This window comes from Pseudomethylobacillus aquaticus, from assembly GCF_003730115.1.
Classification (GTDB): domain Bacteria; phylum Pseudomonadota; class Gammaproteobacteria; order Burkholderiales; family Methylophilaceae; genus Pseudomethylobacillus; species Pseudomethylobacillus aquaticus.
Map to the genome: position 1 here is coordinate 168,617 of NZ_RJVP01000004.1, position 14,693 is coordinate 183,309.

General features: G+C 61.4%; 12 protein-coding genes. 6 read left to right on the forward strand and 6 right to left on the reverse strand.

All coding sequences use genetic code 11. From position 1 onward, the window contains the following. Positions 1-7 precede the first annotated feature (7 nt). The 3 genes from ED236_RS08870 to ED236_RS08880 are packed head-to-tail and all read right to left on the reverse strand — an operon-like array spanning position 8 to position 3,419. Positions 8-1,666 carry an NAD(P)/FAD-dependent oxidoreductase gene (locus ED236_RS08870; protein ID WP_123237614.1) on the reverse strand — a complete coding sequence of 553 codons (1,659 nt, stop codon included), beginning with the start codon at positions 1,664-1,666 and terminating at the stop codon, positions 8-10. A 9-nt stretch (positions 1,667-1,675) separates the two neighbouring features. Beyond that, positions 1,676-2,299 carry an HdaA/DnaA family protein gene (locus tag ED236_RS08875; RefSeq protein WP_123237615.1) on the reverse strand — a complete coding sequence of 208 codons (624 nt, stop codon included), beginning with the start codon at positions 2,297-2,299 and terminating at the stop codon, positions 1,676-1,678. A gap of 34 nt (positions 2,300-2,333) precedes the next feature. Continuing rightward, on the reverse strand, positions 2,334-3,419 hold the full coding sequence (locus ED236_RS08880; protein WP_123237616.1) for an AI-2E family transporter: 1,086 nt from the start codon (positions 3,417-3,419) through the stop codon (positions 2,334-2,336). Between the two features lie 83 nt (positions 3,420-3,502). Between ED236_RS08880 and purM the strand changes: the two genes are divergently transcribed. The 5 genes from purM (at position 3,503) to ED236_RS08905 (ending at position 8,593) form a co-directional block, all read left to right on the forward strand. Beyond that, a complete protein-coding gene (purM, locus tag ED236_RS08885; protein ID WP_193726086.1) occupies positions 3,503-4,564 on the forward strand; it encodes a phosphoribosylformylglycinamidine cyclo-ligase in 1,062 nt (353 codons plus the stop codon). A gap of 98 nt (positions 4,565-4,662) precedes the next feature. Continuing rightward, the gene (locus ED236_RS08890; protein WP_193726087.1) at positions 4,663-5,355 is read left to right on the forward strand and encodes a DUF3108 domain-containing protein; all 693 of its coding nucleotides are present in this window, start codon (positions 4,663-4,665) and stop codon (positions 5,353-5,355) included. 56 nt (positions 5,356-5,411) lie between these two features. Beyond that, positions 5,412-6,770 carry an RsmB/NOP family class I SAM-dependent RNA methyltransferase gene (locus ED236_RS08895; protein ID WP_240032092.1) on the forward strand — a complete coding sequence of 453 codons (1,359 nt, stop codon included), beginning with the start codon at positions 5,412-5,414 and terminating at the stop codon, positions 6,768-6,770. Beyond that, entirely contained in the window at positions 6,767-7,996 is a 1,230-nt protein-coding gene (locus ED236_RS08900) for a dicarboxylate/amino acid:cation symporter (protein WP_123237618.1), read from the forward strand. The genes ED236_RS08895 and ED236_RS08900 overlap by 4 nt, the downstream gene beginning before the upstream one ends. Positions 7,997-8,044: 48 nt before the next feature. Next, positions 8,045-8,593 (forward strand): PepSY domain-containing protein, encoded by a 549-nt coding sequence (locus ED236_RS08905; protein WP_240032100.1) that lies wholly within the window; start codon positions 8,045-8,047, stop codon positions 8,591-8,593. A gap of 8 nt (positions 8,594-8,601) precedes the next feature. On the opposite strand, the gene ED236_RS08910 is transcribed toward ED236_RS08905, so the two are convergent. The 3 genes from ED236_RS08910 to ampD are packed head-to-tail and all read right to left on the reverse strand — an operon-like array spanning position 8,602 to position 13,494. Continuing rightward, positions 8,602-11,736 carry an efflux RND transporter permease subunit gene (locus ED236_RS08910; RefSeq protein WP_123237620.1) on the reverse strand — a complete coding sequence of 1,045 codons (3,135 nt, stop codon included), beginning with the start codon at positions 11,734-11,736 and terminating at the stop codon, positions 8,602-8,604. Continuing rightward, positions 11,733-12,887 (reverse strand): efflux RND transporter periplasmic adaptor subunit, encoded by a 1,155-nt coding sequence (locus tag ED236_RS08915; RefSeq protein ID WP_123237621.1) that lies wholly within the window; start codon positions 12,885-12,887, stop codon positions 11,733-11,735. The genes ED236_RS08910 and ED236_RS08915 overlap by 4 nt, the downstream gene beginning before the upstream one ends. Positions 12,888-12,930: 43 nt before the next feature. Beyond that, a complete protein-coding gene (gene ampD / locus ED236_RS08920) occupies positions 12,931-13,494 on the reverse strand; it encodes a 1,6-anhydro-N-acetylmuramyl-L-alanine amidase AmpD (RefSeq protein WP_420820418.1) in 564 nt (187 codons plus the stop codon). A gap of 51 nt (positions 13,495-13,545) precedes the next feature. Here ampD and ED236_RS08925 point away from each other — a divergent pair, with 51 nt between their 5' ends. After that, positions 13,546-14,547: a sodium:calcium antiporter gene (locus tag ED236_RS08925; protein WP_123237622.1), complete on the forward strand. Its 1,002-nt coding sequence runs from the start codon at positions 13,546-13,548 to the stop codon at positions 14,545-14,547. Positions 14,548-14,693 lie beyond the last annotated feature (146 nt).

A 14,693-nucleotide genomic window follows, 5' to 3' on the forward strand; every position in this document is an offset into this window, starting at 1 on the left:
GGTTTTCTCAGGGCTTCAGTGTCAGCGGCGTGCCGCTGAGGCTGAGCGCCACGGCTTCCGCGATACGGATGCCATCCACGGCGGCTGACAGGATGCCGCCCGCATAGCCCGCGCCTTCTCCAGCCGGGAACAAGCCCTTGGTGTTCAGGCTTTGCAGGTCGTCGTCGTTACGCTTGATGCGGATCGGTGACGAGGTGCGCGTTTCCACGCCAGTGAGCAGGCCGTCCGGCAGGTCAAAGCCCTTGATCTGGCGCGCGAACGCTGGCAGGGCTTCACGGATGGCGCTGATGGCGAACTCCGGAAGCGAAGTGGCCAGGTCGGTCAGGTGCACCCCCGGTGTATAGGAAGGCTGTACGCTGCCAAAGGCGGTGGAAGGCCGGGCGGCGATGAAGTCGCCGATCAGCTGGCCGGGGGCCTGGTAATTGCGGCCGCCCAGTTCATAAGCGCGCGATTCCCACTGCCGCTGATAGGCGATGCCCGCCAGCGGGTGACCAGGATAATCCTGTTCCGGCGTGATACCGACCACGATGCCGGCGTTGGCATTGCGTTCATTGCGTGAATACTGGCTCATGCCGTTGGTGACCACCCGTTCCGGCTCCGAGGCCGCCGCTACCACCGTGCCGCCCGGGCACATGCAGAAGCTGTATACCGAACGGCCATTGCTGGCATGGTGCACCAGCTTGTAATCTGCCGCGCCCAGCACCGGGTGCTGGGCGAACGGGCCGTGCCGACTGGCATCGATCAGCGATTGCGGGTGTTCGATGCGGAAACCGACCGAAAACGGTTTGGCTTCCACGTAGATGCCGCGTTTATGGATCATCTCGAAGGTGTCGCGTGCACTGTGGCCCACAGCCAGCACCAGATGCTGGGTGGGGATGCGTTCGCCAGTGGCCAGCACCACCGCCTGCACCTGACCCTTGCCATGCTGCTGCTCGATCTCGATGTCATCCACGCGGCTGCCAAAACGGATCTCGCCGCCCAGCGCGATGATGGTTTCGCGCATCCTTTCTATCATGCCCACCAGACGGAAGGTGCCGATATGCGGTTTGCTGACGTAGAGGATCTCTTCCGGCGCACCGGCCTTGACGAACTCCTGCAGCACCTTGCGGCCGTAATGCTTGGGGTCCTTGATCTGGCTGTACAGCTTGCCGTCGGAAAAGGTGCCGGCGCCGCCTTCACCGAACTGCACATTGGATTCCGGATTCAGCACGCTTTTGCGCCACAGGCCCCAGGTGTCCTTGGTGCGTTCACGCACGGCTTTGCCGCGTTCCAGCACCAGCGGCTTGAAGCCGGACTGGGCCAGCACCAGCGCCGTGAACAGACCGGCCGGGCCGAAGCCGATGATGACCGGGCGTGCCTGTGTGCTGTCGGCAGCAGCCTGTGCCACGAACTTGTAGCTGGTGTCTGGCGTGAGGTTGACGTGTGCGTCCTTGCTGAATCTGGCCAGGATGCGCTTTTCGTCACGCACGGCGATGTCCACCGTATAGATGAGCAGGATGGCATGCGATTTACGTGCGTCCACGCCGCGCCGGAAGATGCTGAAGCCGAGCAGTTCATCCGGCGGGATAGCCAGCTTTTTGAGGATGGCCGCTTCGATCTCGGCATGGCTGGCCCCATCGGGGTTGGCGTGCGTCAGCGGCAGTTTGATTTCGGTCAGTCTTAACATCAGGGTTCGTTATACATTCAATGGAAATTGCAGCAGCTTGCGCAGCAGCGGCACGGTAACAGGCTTTTGTTCGGTCAGCGACCATTCGTCCAGGGCATCCAGCGTGGCCATCAGCGTAGGCAGGTCACGGCGCAGATGGCGCAGGCAGTAATCGACGACCTCATCGGGCAGGCGCATGCCACGCGCTTGTGCATGCGACTTCAAGGCCAGTGCCTTTTCTGCATCGCTGAGTGGTTGCAGCTGGTAGACCAGGCCCCAGGCCAGCCGTGTGGCGAGGTCGTCACGCAGGCCCATCTGGGTGGGCGCGGCCGTGCCACAGGCGATCAGCAGGCCACCGTTTTCGCGTTGCTGGTTGTACTGGTCGAACAGCCGGATCTGTGCGGCCTCATCCAGCCTGTGTACATCATCGGCACATACCAGATGCAGGCCCAAGGCTAGCGCGCGGCTGGCGCAGGCCTGCAGCAGGTGCGATTTTCCGCTGCCGCTGTCGCCCCACAGATAGACCGCATGCACGGCGCTGCCACCTGCCAGCACGTGTTGCAGGCTGTGCAGCACCTCGCTGTTACGACCGGCGACGAAATTCTCCAGCGTGGGCGGTGAGGCCGGCTGGATATCCAGCAATAATTGTTTCATGGGAAAACGGCTAGGTTATCGAAGTCCAAGCCGATCAAGGCTGTTTAAGGTAAGTGTCGCTGGCCAGATAACTATGCTTGGCATGACGCAGACCCACGGCGATGGCGGCGCTGACTGGCAAGGCCAGCAGGATGCCACTGAAGCCGAACAACTCGCCACCGGCCAGCAGCGCAAAGATCACCGCCACCGGGTGCAGGCCGATGCGGTCACCGACCAGCCAGGGCGTGAGCAGCATGCCTTCCAGCAGTTGAGCCAAGCCAAACACCAGTAACACCGGGATCACCTCGGCCAGGCTGGAGAACTGCAGAGCAGCTGCCAGCACGGCCAGCGACAGGCCGATGGCTACACCCAGATAAGGCACAAACCCGAGCAGGCCGGCGATCAGCGCCACCGGCAAGGCCAGTTCCAGCCCGACTGCCCATAGGGCAATGGCATAGAACAGGCTCATCATCACCATCACCGACAGCTGCCCGCGCAGGAATTCAGCCAGCACCAGATCGATCTCGTGGGCGATGATGTTGGTCTTGCCCACCCAGCGGCGCGGCAGCAGGTGGGCGATGCGGCCGATCAGGCCGTGCCAGTCGCGCAGCAGATAGAACAGCACCACAGGCACCAGGGCCAGGTTGACCAGCCAGCCGATGATGGCCATGCCATGTGTGCTGACGGTGGCCAGCACCTTGCCGACCACGCCACTGGCGCTTTGCCAGTGCTTGGTCAGGATCTCCTGGATCTGCGCCACATTGATGTCGAGCGCGACGCCGAAATACTGCATCAGCAAGGGCTCCAGCCGGTCACGTGCTGCACTGATGTAGTTGGGCAGGCGCTGTATCACTACCAGCAGTTCGCGTTGCAGCAGGGGTACGATGACCAGCACCAGCAGGATCAGCACGCCGACCAGCAATAGCAGCACCAGCAGGGTGGCAGTGGTGCGTCCCAGGCCGCGGGTGCCCAGCCGCAAGTGGCTCAGTCTATCCACCAGCGGGTTGCAGATATACGCCAAAATGGCCGCTACCAGGAAGGGCGCCATCACCGGCAGCAGCAGGTACATCAGCAGCATAAATGCGGCTGTGAGCACGATGATGCGGTAATCGGGCAACAGGTTTTCTCGTTTGCTGGTCATATCGGGTAAAATTATGCCTTTAATCAAGACTTTTATCTTGATGTATTTTTCTCGAACTATTAATTGTGAAAGCGAGAGCGCAGTTGAATTCTAATCATTCGGGCGGCGATGCGGCAAAAACTTCCATCAGCTATCGCGATGCAGGTGTCGATATGGAGGCCGGTGACGCACTGGTGGAGCGCATCAAGCCGTTCGCCAAGCGCACCATGCGCCCTGAAGTCATGGGCGGTATCGGCGGTTTCGGCTCCCTGTTCGAAGTCCCCAAGAAGTACAAGAACCCGGTGCTGGTCTCCGGTACCGACGGTGTGGGCACCAAGCTCAAGCTGGCCTTCCAGCTCGACAAGCACGATACGGTCGGCGTCGACCTGGTGGCCATGAGTGTCAACGACATTCTGGTGCAGGGTGCCGAACCGCTGTTCTTCCTCGACTACTTCGCCTGCGGCAAGCTGGAAGTGGACACGGCAGCGGATGTCATCAAGGGCATCGCGGCGGGTTGTGAGCAGGCCGGTTGTGCGCTGGTGGGCGGTGAGACCGCCGAGATGCCGGGCATGTACCCGGCCGGTGAGTATGATCTGGCGGGGTTTGCCGTGGGCGCGGTGGACCGTGACGCCATCATCGACGGCAGCACCATCGCGGCGGGGGACGTGGTGCTGGGCCTCGCCTCCAGTGGCGCGCATTCCAACGGCTATTCGCTGATCCGCAAGCTGATCGAGACATCCGGCATCGATTTCAATGCCGATTTCAATGGGCGTCCATTCCGCGATGTGGTGATGGCGCCGACGCGTATCTACGTCAAACCGCTGCTCAAGCTGATGCAGGCCTTGCCGGTCAAGGGCATGGCCCATATCACCGGCGGTGGCATCACCGAGAACGTGCCGCGTGTGCTGCCAGCCGGCCTGACCGCCGAAGTCCAGCGTGACGCCTGGACTTTGCCACCGCTGTTCCAGTGGCTACAGGCGCAAGGCAACGTGACCAATGACGAGATGTACCGCACCTTCAATTGCGGCATCGGCATGGTGGTGATCGTGGCGGCCGAACAGGCCGACGCGGCACAAGCGCTGCTGACCGCGGAAGGCGAGCAGGTATATCGCCTGGGCCATATCCGCGCCCAGGCCGCAGGTGAAGCCCCTACCGTGGTGGTCTGAAACACGAGCAGCCCGCCCATGGATGCCAACCGATCGCCGTTGCAAACGTTATTGCTTAGTCGTTCACGTTTGTTGATCAAAAACCAGGAGATGTCGTGTTGAAAACGCTATCAGGAATCATCGCTTTACTGTTGTGGCTGAGCCAGCCCGCGCTGGCGGCACCCAAGCAGGTCGAGCTGGTCTACGAAGCGACACGCAATGGGCAGGCGTTCGCCACGGTCACCGAGACCTACCGCGAGGATAAAGGCCGTTACCAGATCGAATCAGTGACCAAGGGCCTGGGCGTGTATGCGCTGATGGGTAAGCGCGTGCTTCGCAGCGAAGGTGAAGTCACCACGGCCGGGCTGAAGCCCAGCCATTTTGAGTTGCACCAGGGTGACAGCGCGTCACGCTCGCTGAGCGCCGATTTTGACTGGGCAGCCAGCACGCTCAACATGAAGGTGAAGGGCAAGCCCAGAACGGCAGCGCTGCAACAGGGTGCGCAGGATCTGGCCAGCTTCAGCTACCAGTTCATGTTCGCGCCGCCCGTGACCACGCTCAATCTGCCCGTCACCACCGGCAAAAAACTCAAGGAATACCATTACAAAGTGAATGCGCGTGATGTCGCGCTCAAGCTCGCCGCCGGGCAGTTCAGCACCGTGCATCTGGTGGAAGCCAACCCGGAGCCTGATGATGACACCAAGGAGTTCTGGCTGGCGAGCGATCAGCAGCATCTGCCGGTACGCATCCGTCTGCGCGACGAAAAAGGCGTGACCATCGAGCAAAACCTGACCAGCATCAACATCCGTTGACGGCGGTCCCCGCGCTGGCCCGTATCCCGGGCCGGCGTGTCATTTAGAAAGCAAGCATGCAATCCATTTCTTCCAACCTGTTGCGACTGGCCGCTGTGGCGCTGGTCGATGTACTGGGCAACAGAGGCCCGGCGGATGTCAAACTCAGCTGGTTCTTCAAACAGAACCGCGAACTGGGCACCAAGGACCGCGCGTTTGTGGCCGAATCCGTCTACGGCGTGTTGCGCCGCAAGGCCCTGCTCAGTCATCTGGCCGAGGGTGAAGACCCACGCAAGTTGCTGCTGGCCTGGTTGTTGCGTGTGCAAGGCCATAGCCTGCGCGAGCTGGACGGTGCACTCAACAAACAGCAGCTGGAATGGGCACATGCCATCAAGGCGGTGAGCACCGATGCCTTGCCGCCTGCCGTGCAGGCCGATCTGCCGGAGTGGTTGTGGCAGTGGCTGTCCGCACAATACGGCGAGGCCGAAGCGCTGATCATCGCACGCAGCATGCATCAGCCTGCGCCGCTGGACCTGCGCGTCAACCTCATCAAGGCCACGCGTGAAGAGGTGCAGGCCAAGCTGGCCAGCGAGAAGACCGAGATCGCGCCCACGCCGTATTCGCCGCAAGGCCTGCGCATGACGCAGAAGATGAACATCAGCCGTCACCCCTGGTTCATGGAAGGCAAATTCGAGGTGCAGGACGAGGGCAGCCAGTTGCTGGCGCAGCTGGTCGCGCCACGCCGTGGCCAGATGGTGGCGGATTTCTGTGCTGGGGCGGGCGGCAAAAGCCTGGCGCTGGGTGCCATCATGCGTAATTCGGGTCGCATCTATGCCTTTGATGTCTCCGAGAAGCGGCTGCTCAATCTGGGCCAGCGTTTGAAGCGCTCCGGCCTGTCCAATCTGCACAGTCAGCTCATCACTAGCGAGAACGATCCCAAGTTGAAGCGCCTGGATGGCAAGTTCGACCGTGTGTTGGTGGACGCCCCATGTAGCGGTCTGGGTACCCTGCGCCGCAACCCGGACCTCAAATGGCGCATGACGGAACAGGATCTGACCGAGCTGGTTGCCAAGCAGGCGGGCATCCTGGCGCGCGCGGCCAGACTGGTCAAACCGGGAGGTCGCCTGGTCTACGCCACCTGCAGCTTGCTGCAGCAAGAGAATGAACAACAGGCGCAGGCTTTCCTGAGCGCGCATCCGCAGTTCGTGCTGGTGCCTGCCGGGCCCTTGCTGGCCCAGCAGCAGGTTGTACTGGATACCGGCGATTTCCTGCAACTGCTGCCGCACAAGCACCAGACCGATGGTTTCTTCGCTGCCGTGTTTGAAAAAGCAGTCCCGGTCGGCGCGCCTGCGGCAGCTGCAGATGAGGTGGAAGCAGACAAGCTTGTCGCGGAAGCTGAAGTCACGGACAAGGCCGAAGCGGACGCACAGCCATGAAGTTGCCGTCGCTGAACCAGCAGATCCTTATCGCCGCCCTACTCGGTCTGATAGTGGGTTGGCTGGTCAGCGGCTTCGATGCAGCCAGCAAGCAGACGGTGTTCTATGCCACCGACATCGTCGGCGGGGTGTTCATCGACTTGCTCAAGATGGTGCTGATTCCGCTGGTGTTCAGCTCTATCGTGGTCGGGGTGGCCAATCTGCAGGCACACGGCAGTGTCAACCGCGTCTGGAGGACCACACTGGTGTTCTTCTTCATCACCATGACCATCGCCATCGGCATGGCTTTGCTGGCCAGCAATCTGGTGCGGCCGGGCGCGGGGCTGAGCCTGGCCATGTTCCAGGCATCCACCAGCAGCTTTGCCGCGCAGCAGATGACGCTGCCGCAATTCATCGCGCACTTCCTGCATGGCCTGTTCATGAACCCGTTCCGCGCCTTTGCCGAGGGCAATGTGCTGGCCGTGGTGATCTTTGCCTTGTTCATGGGCATCGCGCTGGTGCTGGGTGGTGAGCGGTATCGCAATATCCTGCAGCTCATGCAGGAGTTCCTGGAGCTGATCCTGCGCATCGTAGGCTGGATCATGTACCTGGCGCCGTTCGGCATTCTCGCCCTGCTGATCAAGCTGGTGGCGACGCAGGATCTGGCCATGCTGGGCAGCATGGGCAAGTTCGTCGCGCTGGTGACCAGCATCACGCTGCTGCACGGGGTGGTGGTGCTGCCGCTCATCATGTACCTGGTCACCGGCAAAACACCCTGGTGGTTCTGGCGTGGCGCGCGCGAAGCGCTGGTCACGGCCTTCGCCACTAGTTCCAGTTCGGCTACCTTGCCGATCACGCTGCGCTGCGCCGAGCAGCATCTGCATGTACGTCGCGAGATCGGCGGTTTTGTGATCCCCCTGGGAGCCACCATCAATATGGACGGCACTGCCTTGTATGAAGCGGCAGCGGCCTTGTTCATCGCCAATCTGGTCGGCATCGAACTCAATCTGGTGCAGCAGCTCATCGTGATGCTGATGTCCATGGTGGCGGCGATAGGCGCACCCGGTATCCCCAGCGCAGGCATGGTCACCATGGTGATGGTGCTGCAATCGGTGGGTTTGCCGGCCGAAGCCATCGCCATCCTGTTGCCTATAGACCGGCTGCTGGATACCTTGCGCACGGCCGTCAATGTCGAAGGCGATCTGGTAGGCAGTGTGGTGGTGCAGGAGTGGGTGGATCGACGTTGATGTTTCTGAAAGTGATTGTTTTTATGAATGGAGTTAATTTTGGATAGAGTGTTTTTGGTCAAGCTGCACTTGCTGCTGGCCACCTTTATTTTACCGGTTGCATTGATGTTCTTTGTGACCGGTGGTTTTTACACCTGGGGTATCAAAGGCAGTTACGACAGCCAGCATTTTGACATCGCGCTGCAGCAGCCGCTGAGCAGTGACAAGGACGCGCTGGTGGCGCTGGCCAGTCAGGAGCTGGCAAGTCGCGGGATCGAACTGCCTAGTGGCAGCGCCGGGGTGCGCAAAGTGGGCACCTCGTTCCAGCTGGAATGGAGTGGTGCCGCGCGCGATGTGAGCCTGTCACCTACTGAAGATCCGGCTCTGGCCAGGCTGGAAGTCAAAGACACCCGCTGGTATCGGCATCTGGTGCAGCTGCACAAGGCCAAGGGCGGTACACCGTTCAAGGTGTATGCCGCCGTGATGGCCACCGCCTTGCTGCTGTTGCTGGTCAGCGGTTTCATCATGGCCTGGCAGATGCCTAAATACCGTCGCATGACCGTGCGTGCCACGCTGGCCGGCATCGTCAGCTTTGTGGTGCTGCTCAGCCTGAGCTAGCCTTTGAGCTAGCCTCTGAGGGAGGTCAGGCGCAGGCGGCGCTGGTGCAGCCTGTCCTGGCCATGTGCCGTCAGCGAGTACACGGCAGGGACCACCACCAGCGTCAACAGCGTGGAGGAGATCATGCCGCCTATCACCGCGATGGCGAGCGGCCCGTTGGTCTCTGAACCCGCCCCCAGCCCCAGTGCGGCGGGCAGCAGCGCCAGAATGATGGTCAGCGAGGTCATCAGTACCGGGCGCAGCCGGATCGGGCAGGCGCTGCGCAACGCCTCATCTATCGGTGTCCCCTGTGCACGCAGCTGATTGGTCAGGTCCACCAGCAGGATGGAGTTCTTGGCCACCAGCCCGATCAGCAGCACCAGCCCTATCATCGAGAAGATATTCAGCGAATTGCCGGTCAGCCATAGCGCCAGCACGCCACCGATGATGGCCAGTGGTTGCGCCAGCATGATGATCAATGGCTGCAGGAAGGAGTTGAACTGGCTGGCCAGCACCATGTACAGCAATACCAGCGCCAGTGCGAACACAAACGCCATGTTGGCGACGGTCTTGCCCAGTTCCTCGGCCTGGCCGGTCAGGCGTACGCTGTAGCCGGCGGGCAGCATCTCGGCAGCTGTACTCTTGACCACATTGATAGCTTCACCCAGCGGCATGGTCGGTGACGCGTACAGGTTGGCCGCGTATTGCAGGTCGAAGCGCCCGATCACGGCGGCGCCCAGTTCCTGTTTGAAACTGGCCAGACTGTCCAGCCGCACCAGCTCATCAGTGCCGCTACGCAGGTAGATCCTGCTCAGGTCTGCGGCCTGTTGCAGGCTGCCGTCCTTGGCCTTGAGGCGGATATCGTAACGCTGGCCGTCGCCCGGTTCGTCATTGAACTTGGCGATGTCGATGCCGCCGGTATACATGCTGAGCGCCGTGGCGATATCGCTGGCCGAGATGCCCAGACTGGCCGCACGCTGCCGGTCTATCTTCATGACCAGTTGCGGCAGATCCAGCTCGATATCCAGATCCACCTTGCCTATGCCGGGCGTGGTGGTCAGTTTCTGTTGCAGTGCCTTGGCCAGGCGGCCCACTTCCTGCAGCTTAGGCCCGGCCAGGTTGAACTGCAGCTTTTCCGGGCGTTGTCCGCCCACGATGGCCACCGGTGCCGGGAAGGCCCGCACGCCGGGGATCTGGTCGAACTCTTCCTTGAGCTTCTGGATGAGTTGCTGCTGGCTCATGCTGCGTTCATGGCGCTCCTTGAGGCGGATATTGGCATTGCCTTTGTTGACCTGCCCCTGCAGGCCAAAGCCTATGGTGGTGAAGTAGCTGGCGATCTGGTCGTCATACTTGGCCAGCACCTGCTCGATGAGCTGCAAGCGGCTATCCGTGTATTCCAGGCTGGAGCCGAGTGGCGTCTTGAACGAGACCACGAAGCGGCCTTCATCGGCCTCGGGGACGAATTCCTTCTGCACCTTGGCGAACAGCAGGCCGCTGCTCAGCACCACGATCACGGTGAGTGCCACCACTTTCCAGCGATGCGCGAGGGCGTAGCCCAGCAGGCTGGCGTAACGGCGGTCCATGCGCTGAAAGCCGCGCTCCAGCACATGGTACAGGCGGCCATGCTGGTGGCTGACCTTGAGGTAGCGCGAGCACAGCATGGGCGTCAGCGTCAGCGACACCATCAGCGAGACCAGCACGCCAAAGGTCACCACCACAGCGAAGGATTTGAAGAACTGGCCGATGATGCCGTCCATGAAGATCACCGGCGCAAAGATGCACACCAGTGACAAGGTGGCGGCGATCACCGCAAACGCTACTTCACGGCTGCCGTTGATGGCGGCATGGACGGGGTCCGCAGGCGCATGGCTGCCTGTATCACTATCACCGGCTGGTGCCGGAACCAGGTGTTCACCCTTGCCCTCCATGTGCCGGAAGATGTTCTCCAGCACCACGATGGCATCGTCCACCACCACGCCGATCAGCAGTAGCAGGGCCAGCAGGGTCATGGTGTTGAAGGTGAACCCGGCGAAATACATCACCGCCACTGCGCCCAGCAGCGATACCGGGATGGCGGTGGCGATGATCAGCGTGGAACGTACCGAGCGCAGGAACAACCACACGATGAGCGCGGCCAGCAGGGTGCCTTCGATCAGGTGCTCCTGCAAGGACTTGACCAGATCCTTGATGTAGAGCGCGTCGTTGGTGGACACATCGATGTGCAGCCCGGGCGGCAGCGATGGCCGGATCTCTTCGTCCAGACGGCGTTCCACTTCCGCGATGATGGCGACGGTGTTGGCATTGGCGACCTTGACGATGCCCAGGCCGACCGTAGGCTCACCACGGAAACGCGCCAGCTGGCGGAAGTCGGCAAGATCATCTTCCAGCTCGGCCACCTGTTCCAGCTTGATCGGCGCACCATCGCGGTAGCTCACCACCATCTGCGCCAGATCGCTCAGCTTGTGGAACTCCAGGTCCAGCTTCATGAGTTTTTCGGTATTGCTGCCTACCAGAAAACCGCCGGATAGCTGGACATGCTGCTGCTTGAAGGCTTCGATCAGGTCGGTGGCGGTGAGGTTGTAGGCGGCCATGCGCTCCGGCAGCAGGTTGACGCGTATGGTGCGATCACGACGGCCGCCCAGGCGCACTTCGCCTATGCCGTTGATGGTCTCCAGTTTTTTCTTAAGGATGTTATAGCCATACAGATTGAGCTGTTGCGTGGTGCGGTCGCCGCGCAACGCCAGCCACATGATGGGCTGTGCATTGGTCTCCACCTTTTGCACCACGGGCGGGTCGATATCGGCGGGCAGCCGCCGCAGCACCTGATTCACCTTGGACTGCACCTCGTTGTAGGCCACGTCGATGTCTTTGCTGAGGCTGAAGGTCATGGTAATGACCGACACGCCGGGCGAAGAAGTGGACTGGATATGCTCGATGCCGGGCGTGGTGTTGACGGCGGTCTCGATGATGCTGGTGATGCTGGCGTCCACGATGTCCGGGTTGGCGCCCTGCAAGGTGGTGCTGATGGAGATGATGGGGAATTCGATATACGGGAAGCGGTCCACGCCTATGCGTTGATAGCTGATGATGCCGAACAGCACCAGCAGGCCGGACACCATCCAGGCCAGCACGTGGCGCTTGATCGAGAGCTCAGGCAGGGTCATGGTGCGGTCGCCGCCTGGCTGGGCTTCTGGATGTTCACCTCGGCACCGTCGGTCAGAAAGCCCGCGCCATCGGCGGCCACCAGCTCACCCGCCACCACGCCTTGCAGCACTTCCACGCGGCCTTCCTGGCGCAGACCGGTCTTGAGGATGCGCTGTACCGCTTTATTGTTGTCGATGACATAGGCGACTTCACCGGCCGGGCGCAACACCAGGCTTTGCTCCGGGATCACCACCGCTGCGTCACGCTTGCTGAGCACTACGGTGCCTTCCACGCTGGCACCGGGTTGCCAGCCGGGCTGACCCACTACATCCGCGGTGACATCCACCGCGCGGTTACCAGCCCCGATCAAGGGTTTGAGTGCCCGCACGGTACTGGTCAGCGGTTCGGCGGCAGTAGGGGTGGTGAGCCGTACGGTCATGCCCGGCTGCAGCTTGCCTGCCACCGACTCCGGGAACGGCAGATGCACGCGCAGCTTCTGCGTGCCGATGATCTGCAGGATGGGGTCACCGATCTTGACGTAATCGCCGCTGGCGACGATCTGCTTCTCCACGATGCCATCTGCCGGGGCCAGTACCTGGGTCTTGCTGCCGGTATTGCGTACCCCGGCCAGACGGCTGCGTGCCGCATCCAGTTGCTGTTGCAGCGCGCTGCGCTGCGTGCTCACATCATCCAGCGCGGTCTGTGACAGAAAGTTCTTTTCCACCAGGCGCTGGTTACGCTCCACCATGCGTTGCTGGTTGGCGAGCAGGGTTTCCAGGCGGTTGACTTCGCTTTCGGCCTCACGCTGCATAAAGCCGTAGTCGGTGGGGTCCAGCAACGCGATGACCTGCCCCTTCCTGACGGCCTGGCCGGGATTCACCAGCACCTTGACCACGCGCGCGGCGATCTCGGCTGCCACCGTGGGGTCGACCAGACCTTCGATACTGCCTACGGCCTGTTCCCGCACCTCCAGATCGACAGTTTCAGCGCGGGCAACCGTGATCAGCGTGACGTTGGCGGCTTTTACGGCAGGGGCTTCCGGTTTGTCGCAGGCGGCCAGCGCCAGGCTGCCGAGCACCAAGGCAGCGAGTCGCAATAAAACCAGACGAAAGAAAACCAGACGCAAACAGAATGGCGCAGCGAGCCGCAGGGATAGGGGTGGGCGCTTCATGGATGTACGTTCTCTATACGGTCAATGTCAGCCTGGGCTGGGGTTAGTGGGCAATGGCAATGAGGTCGGTGGCAGCGCTCAGCCGTGACCAGTCAAAATACGGCCCCGGGTCGGTCTTGCGTCCCGGCGCGATGTCGCTGTGTCCGACCACTGCCGCGATGGGGTATCGTTGCCGCAAGCCGCCAAGCAACAGATTGAGCGTCTCATATTGCGGCGCCATGAATGGCTCGTCGTCCGAGCCTTCCAGCTCGATTCCGACCGAGAAATCGTTGCAGCGTTCCCGCTGCTGCCAGCTTGACACACCGGCATGCCAGGCGCGCTGTTCGCAGGGCACGAACTGGATCAGTTCGCCATCGCGGCGGATGAAGAAGTGTGCCGATACCCGCAACTGATGGATGCTCGCGTAATAGGGGTGCGCGTCCTTGTCCAGCCGGTTGGTGAACAGTTGCAGCACGCCATCGCCGCCATATTGCCCCGGCGGCAGGCTGATGTTGTGGATCACCACCAGGCTGATATCGATTGCCTCAGGGCGCTGGTCCTGGTTGGGCGTATGCAGCTGGCGGGCAGCGGAAACAAGCCCGTGTGCGTCGATCTCTATCATGCGCATGGACGGCTTATCCGGTAAAATTTGGCATCTTCCTTCAATGAGTTGATCCCCATGGTGTTCCTGCAGCTGTTCCTGATGTTGATCCTGATTCTAATCGCAGCGCAGGTGTTTACCAATGCACTGGAACATCTGGGTGAAAAACTCAAGATCTCTGAAGGCGTGACCGGCTCTCTGTTCGCAGCGGTGGGTACTGCCTTGCCGGAGACCTCCATCCCCTTGCTGGCGCTGCTGGCCGGTACGCAAAACATGGCCACCAACCATGAGATCGGCGTGGGCGCGATCCTGGGGGCACCATTGATGCTGGCCACCTTGTCCATTTCGCTGATGGCCTTCGCCGTCTGGTTGCGCCGTGGCAGCCAGGGCCATTTCCACCCGGAAAAGCATGGCCTGATCCGTGACCTGAATTTCTTCATCATGGCCTTCGTGCTGGCCAGCGTGGCCATGTATGTGCCGCACGAGAATGCGGTGGTGCGTGCCGCCCTGAGTTTTGGCATGGTACTGATCTACTTCATCTACATCATGCTGACCATACGCGCGTCCAAGGCGCTGGTGCAGGATGGTCATGGCACCGAGGCGGACGAGGAGATGTACCTGAATCGTCTGGGCCTGCCGGACAACATGGTGGTCATCGTGCTGCAACTGGTGCTGGGGCTGGTGTTGCTGGTGGCGGGCGCCAAAGGTTTCATCCATGGCGTGGAAGCCGCTGCAGCGCTGATCGGCATCTCCACGCTGCTGTTGTCACTGCTGATCATCCCGATCGCCACCGAGCTGCCCGAAAAGGTCAACAGCATCCTGTGGATACGCAAGGGCAAGGATACGCTGGCTTTCGGCAACATCACCGGTGCCATGGTGTTTCAAGGCACGCTGTTGCCCGCTATCGGCATCATGCTCACGCCCTGGGAGCCGCGCGTGGAAGTGCTGGCCGGGGTCATCGTCACGCTGCTGGCGGCGATCTGGCTGCGCGCCATGATCGCGCGTGGTCAGCTGCGCATCTGGCACCTGTGGGTGAATGGCGGCATGTATCTGGCGTATCTCGCCATCGTGCTCGGTTGAGTTGCTTCAGCAAGCTTCCAGCGTTGCTGAGTGAGCTTGTCATCGTCGCCGTTCCCGCGCAGGCGGCAACTCAGGCAAGCGGATTGGCCGTGCTATGGAGTTCGCAACTAGCTGCACAGCCTGTCACTGTGAGGAAGGCAGCCAAG

Coding starts and splice junctions, on each gene's coding strand:
- ED236_RS08870 (WP_123237614.1), bottom strand. CDS start 1,666: ATGTTAAGACTGACCGAAATCAAACTGCCGCTGACGCACGCCAACCCC.
- ED236_RS08875 (WP_123237615.1), bottom strand. CDS start 2,299: ATGAAACAATTATTGCTGGATATCCAGCCGGCCTCACCGCCCACGCTG.
- ED236_RS08880 (WP_123237616.1), bottom strand. CDS start 3,419: ATGACCAGCAAACGAGAAAACCTGTTGCCCGATTACCGCATCATCGTG.
- ED236_RS08895 (WP_240032092.1), top strand. CDS start 5,412: ATGCAATCCATTTCTTCCAACCTGTTGCGACTGGCCGCTGTGGCGCTG.
- ED236_RS08900 (WP_123237618.1), top strand. CDS start 6,767: ATGAAGTTGCCGTCGCTGAACCAGCAGATCCTTATCGCCGCCCTACTC.
- ED236_RS08910 (WP_123237620.1), bottom strand. CDS start 11,736: ATGACCCTGCCTGAGCTCTCGATCAAGCGCCACGTGCTGGCCTGGATG.
- ED236_RS08915 (WP_123237621.1), bottom strand. CDS start 12,887: ATGAAGCGCCCACCCCTATCCCTGCGGCTCGCTGCGCCATTCTGTTTG.
- ampD (WP_420820418.1), bottom strand. CDS start 13,494: ATGCGCATGATAGAGATCGACGCACACGGGCTTGTTTCCGCTGCCCGC.
- ED236_RS08925 (WP_123237622.1), top strand. CDS start 13,546: ATGGTGTTCCTGCAGCTGTTCCTGATGTTGATCCTGATTCTAATCGCA.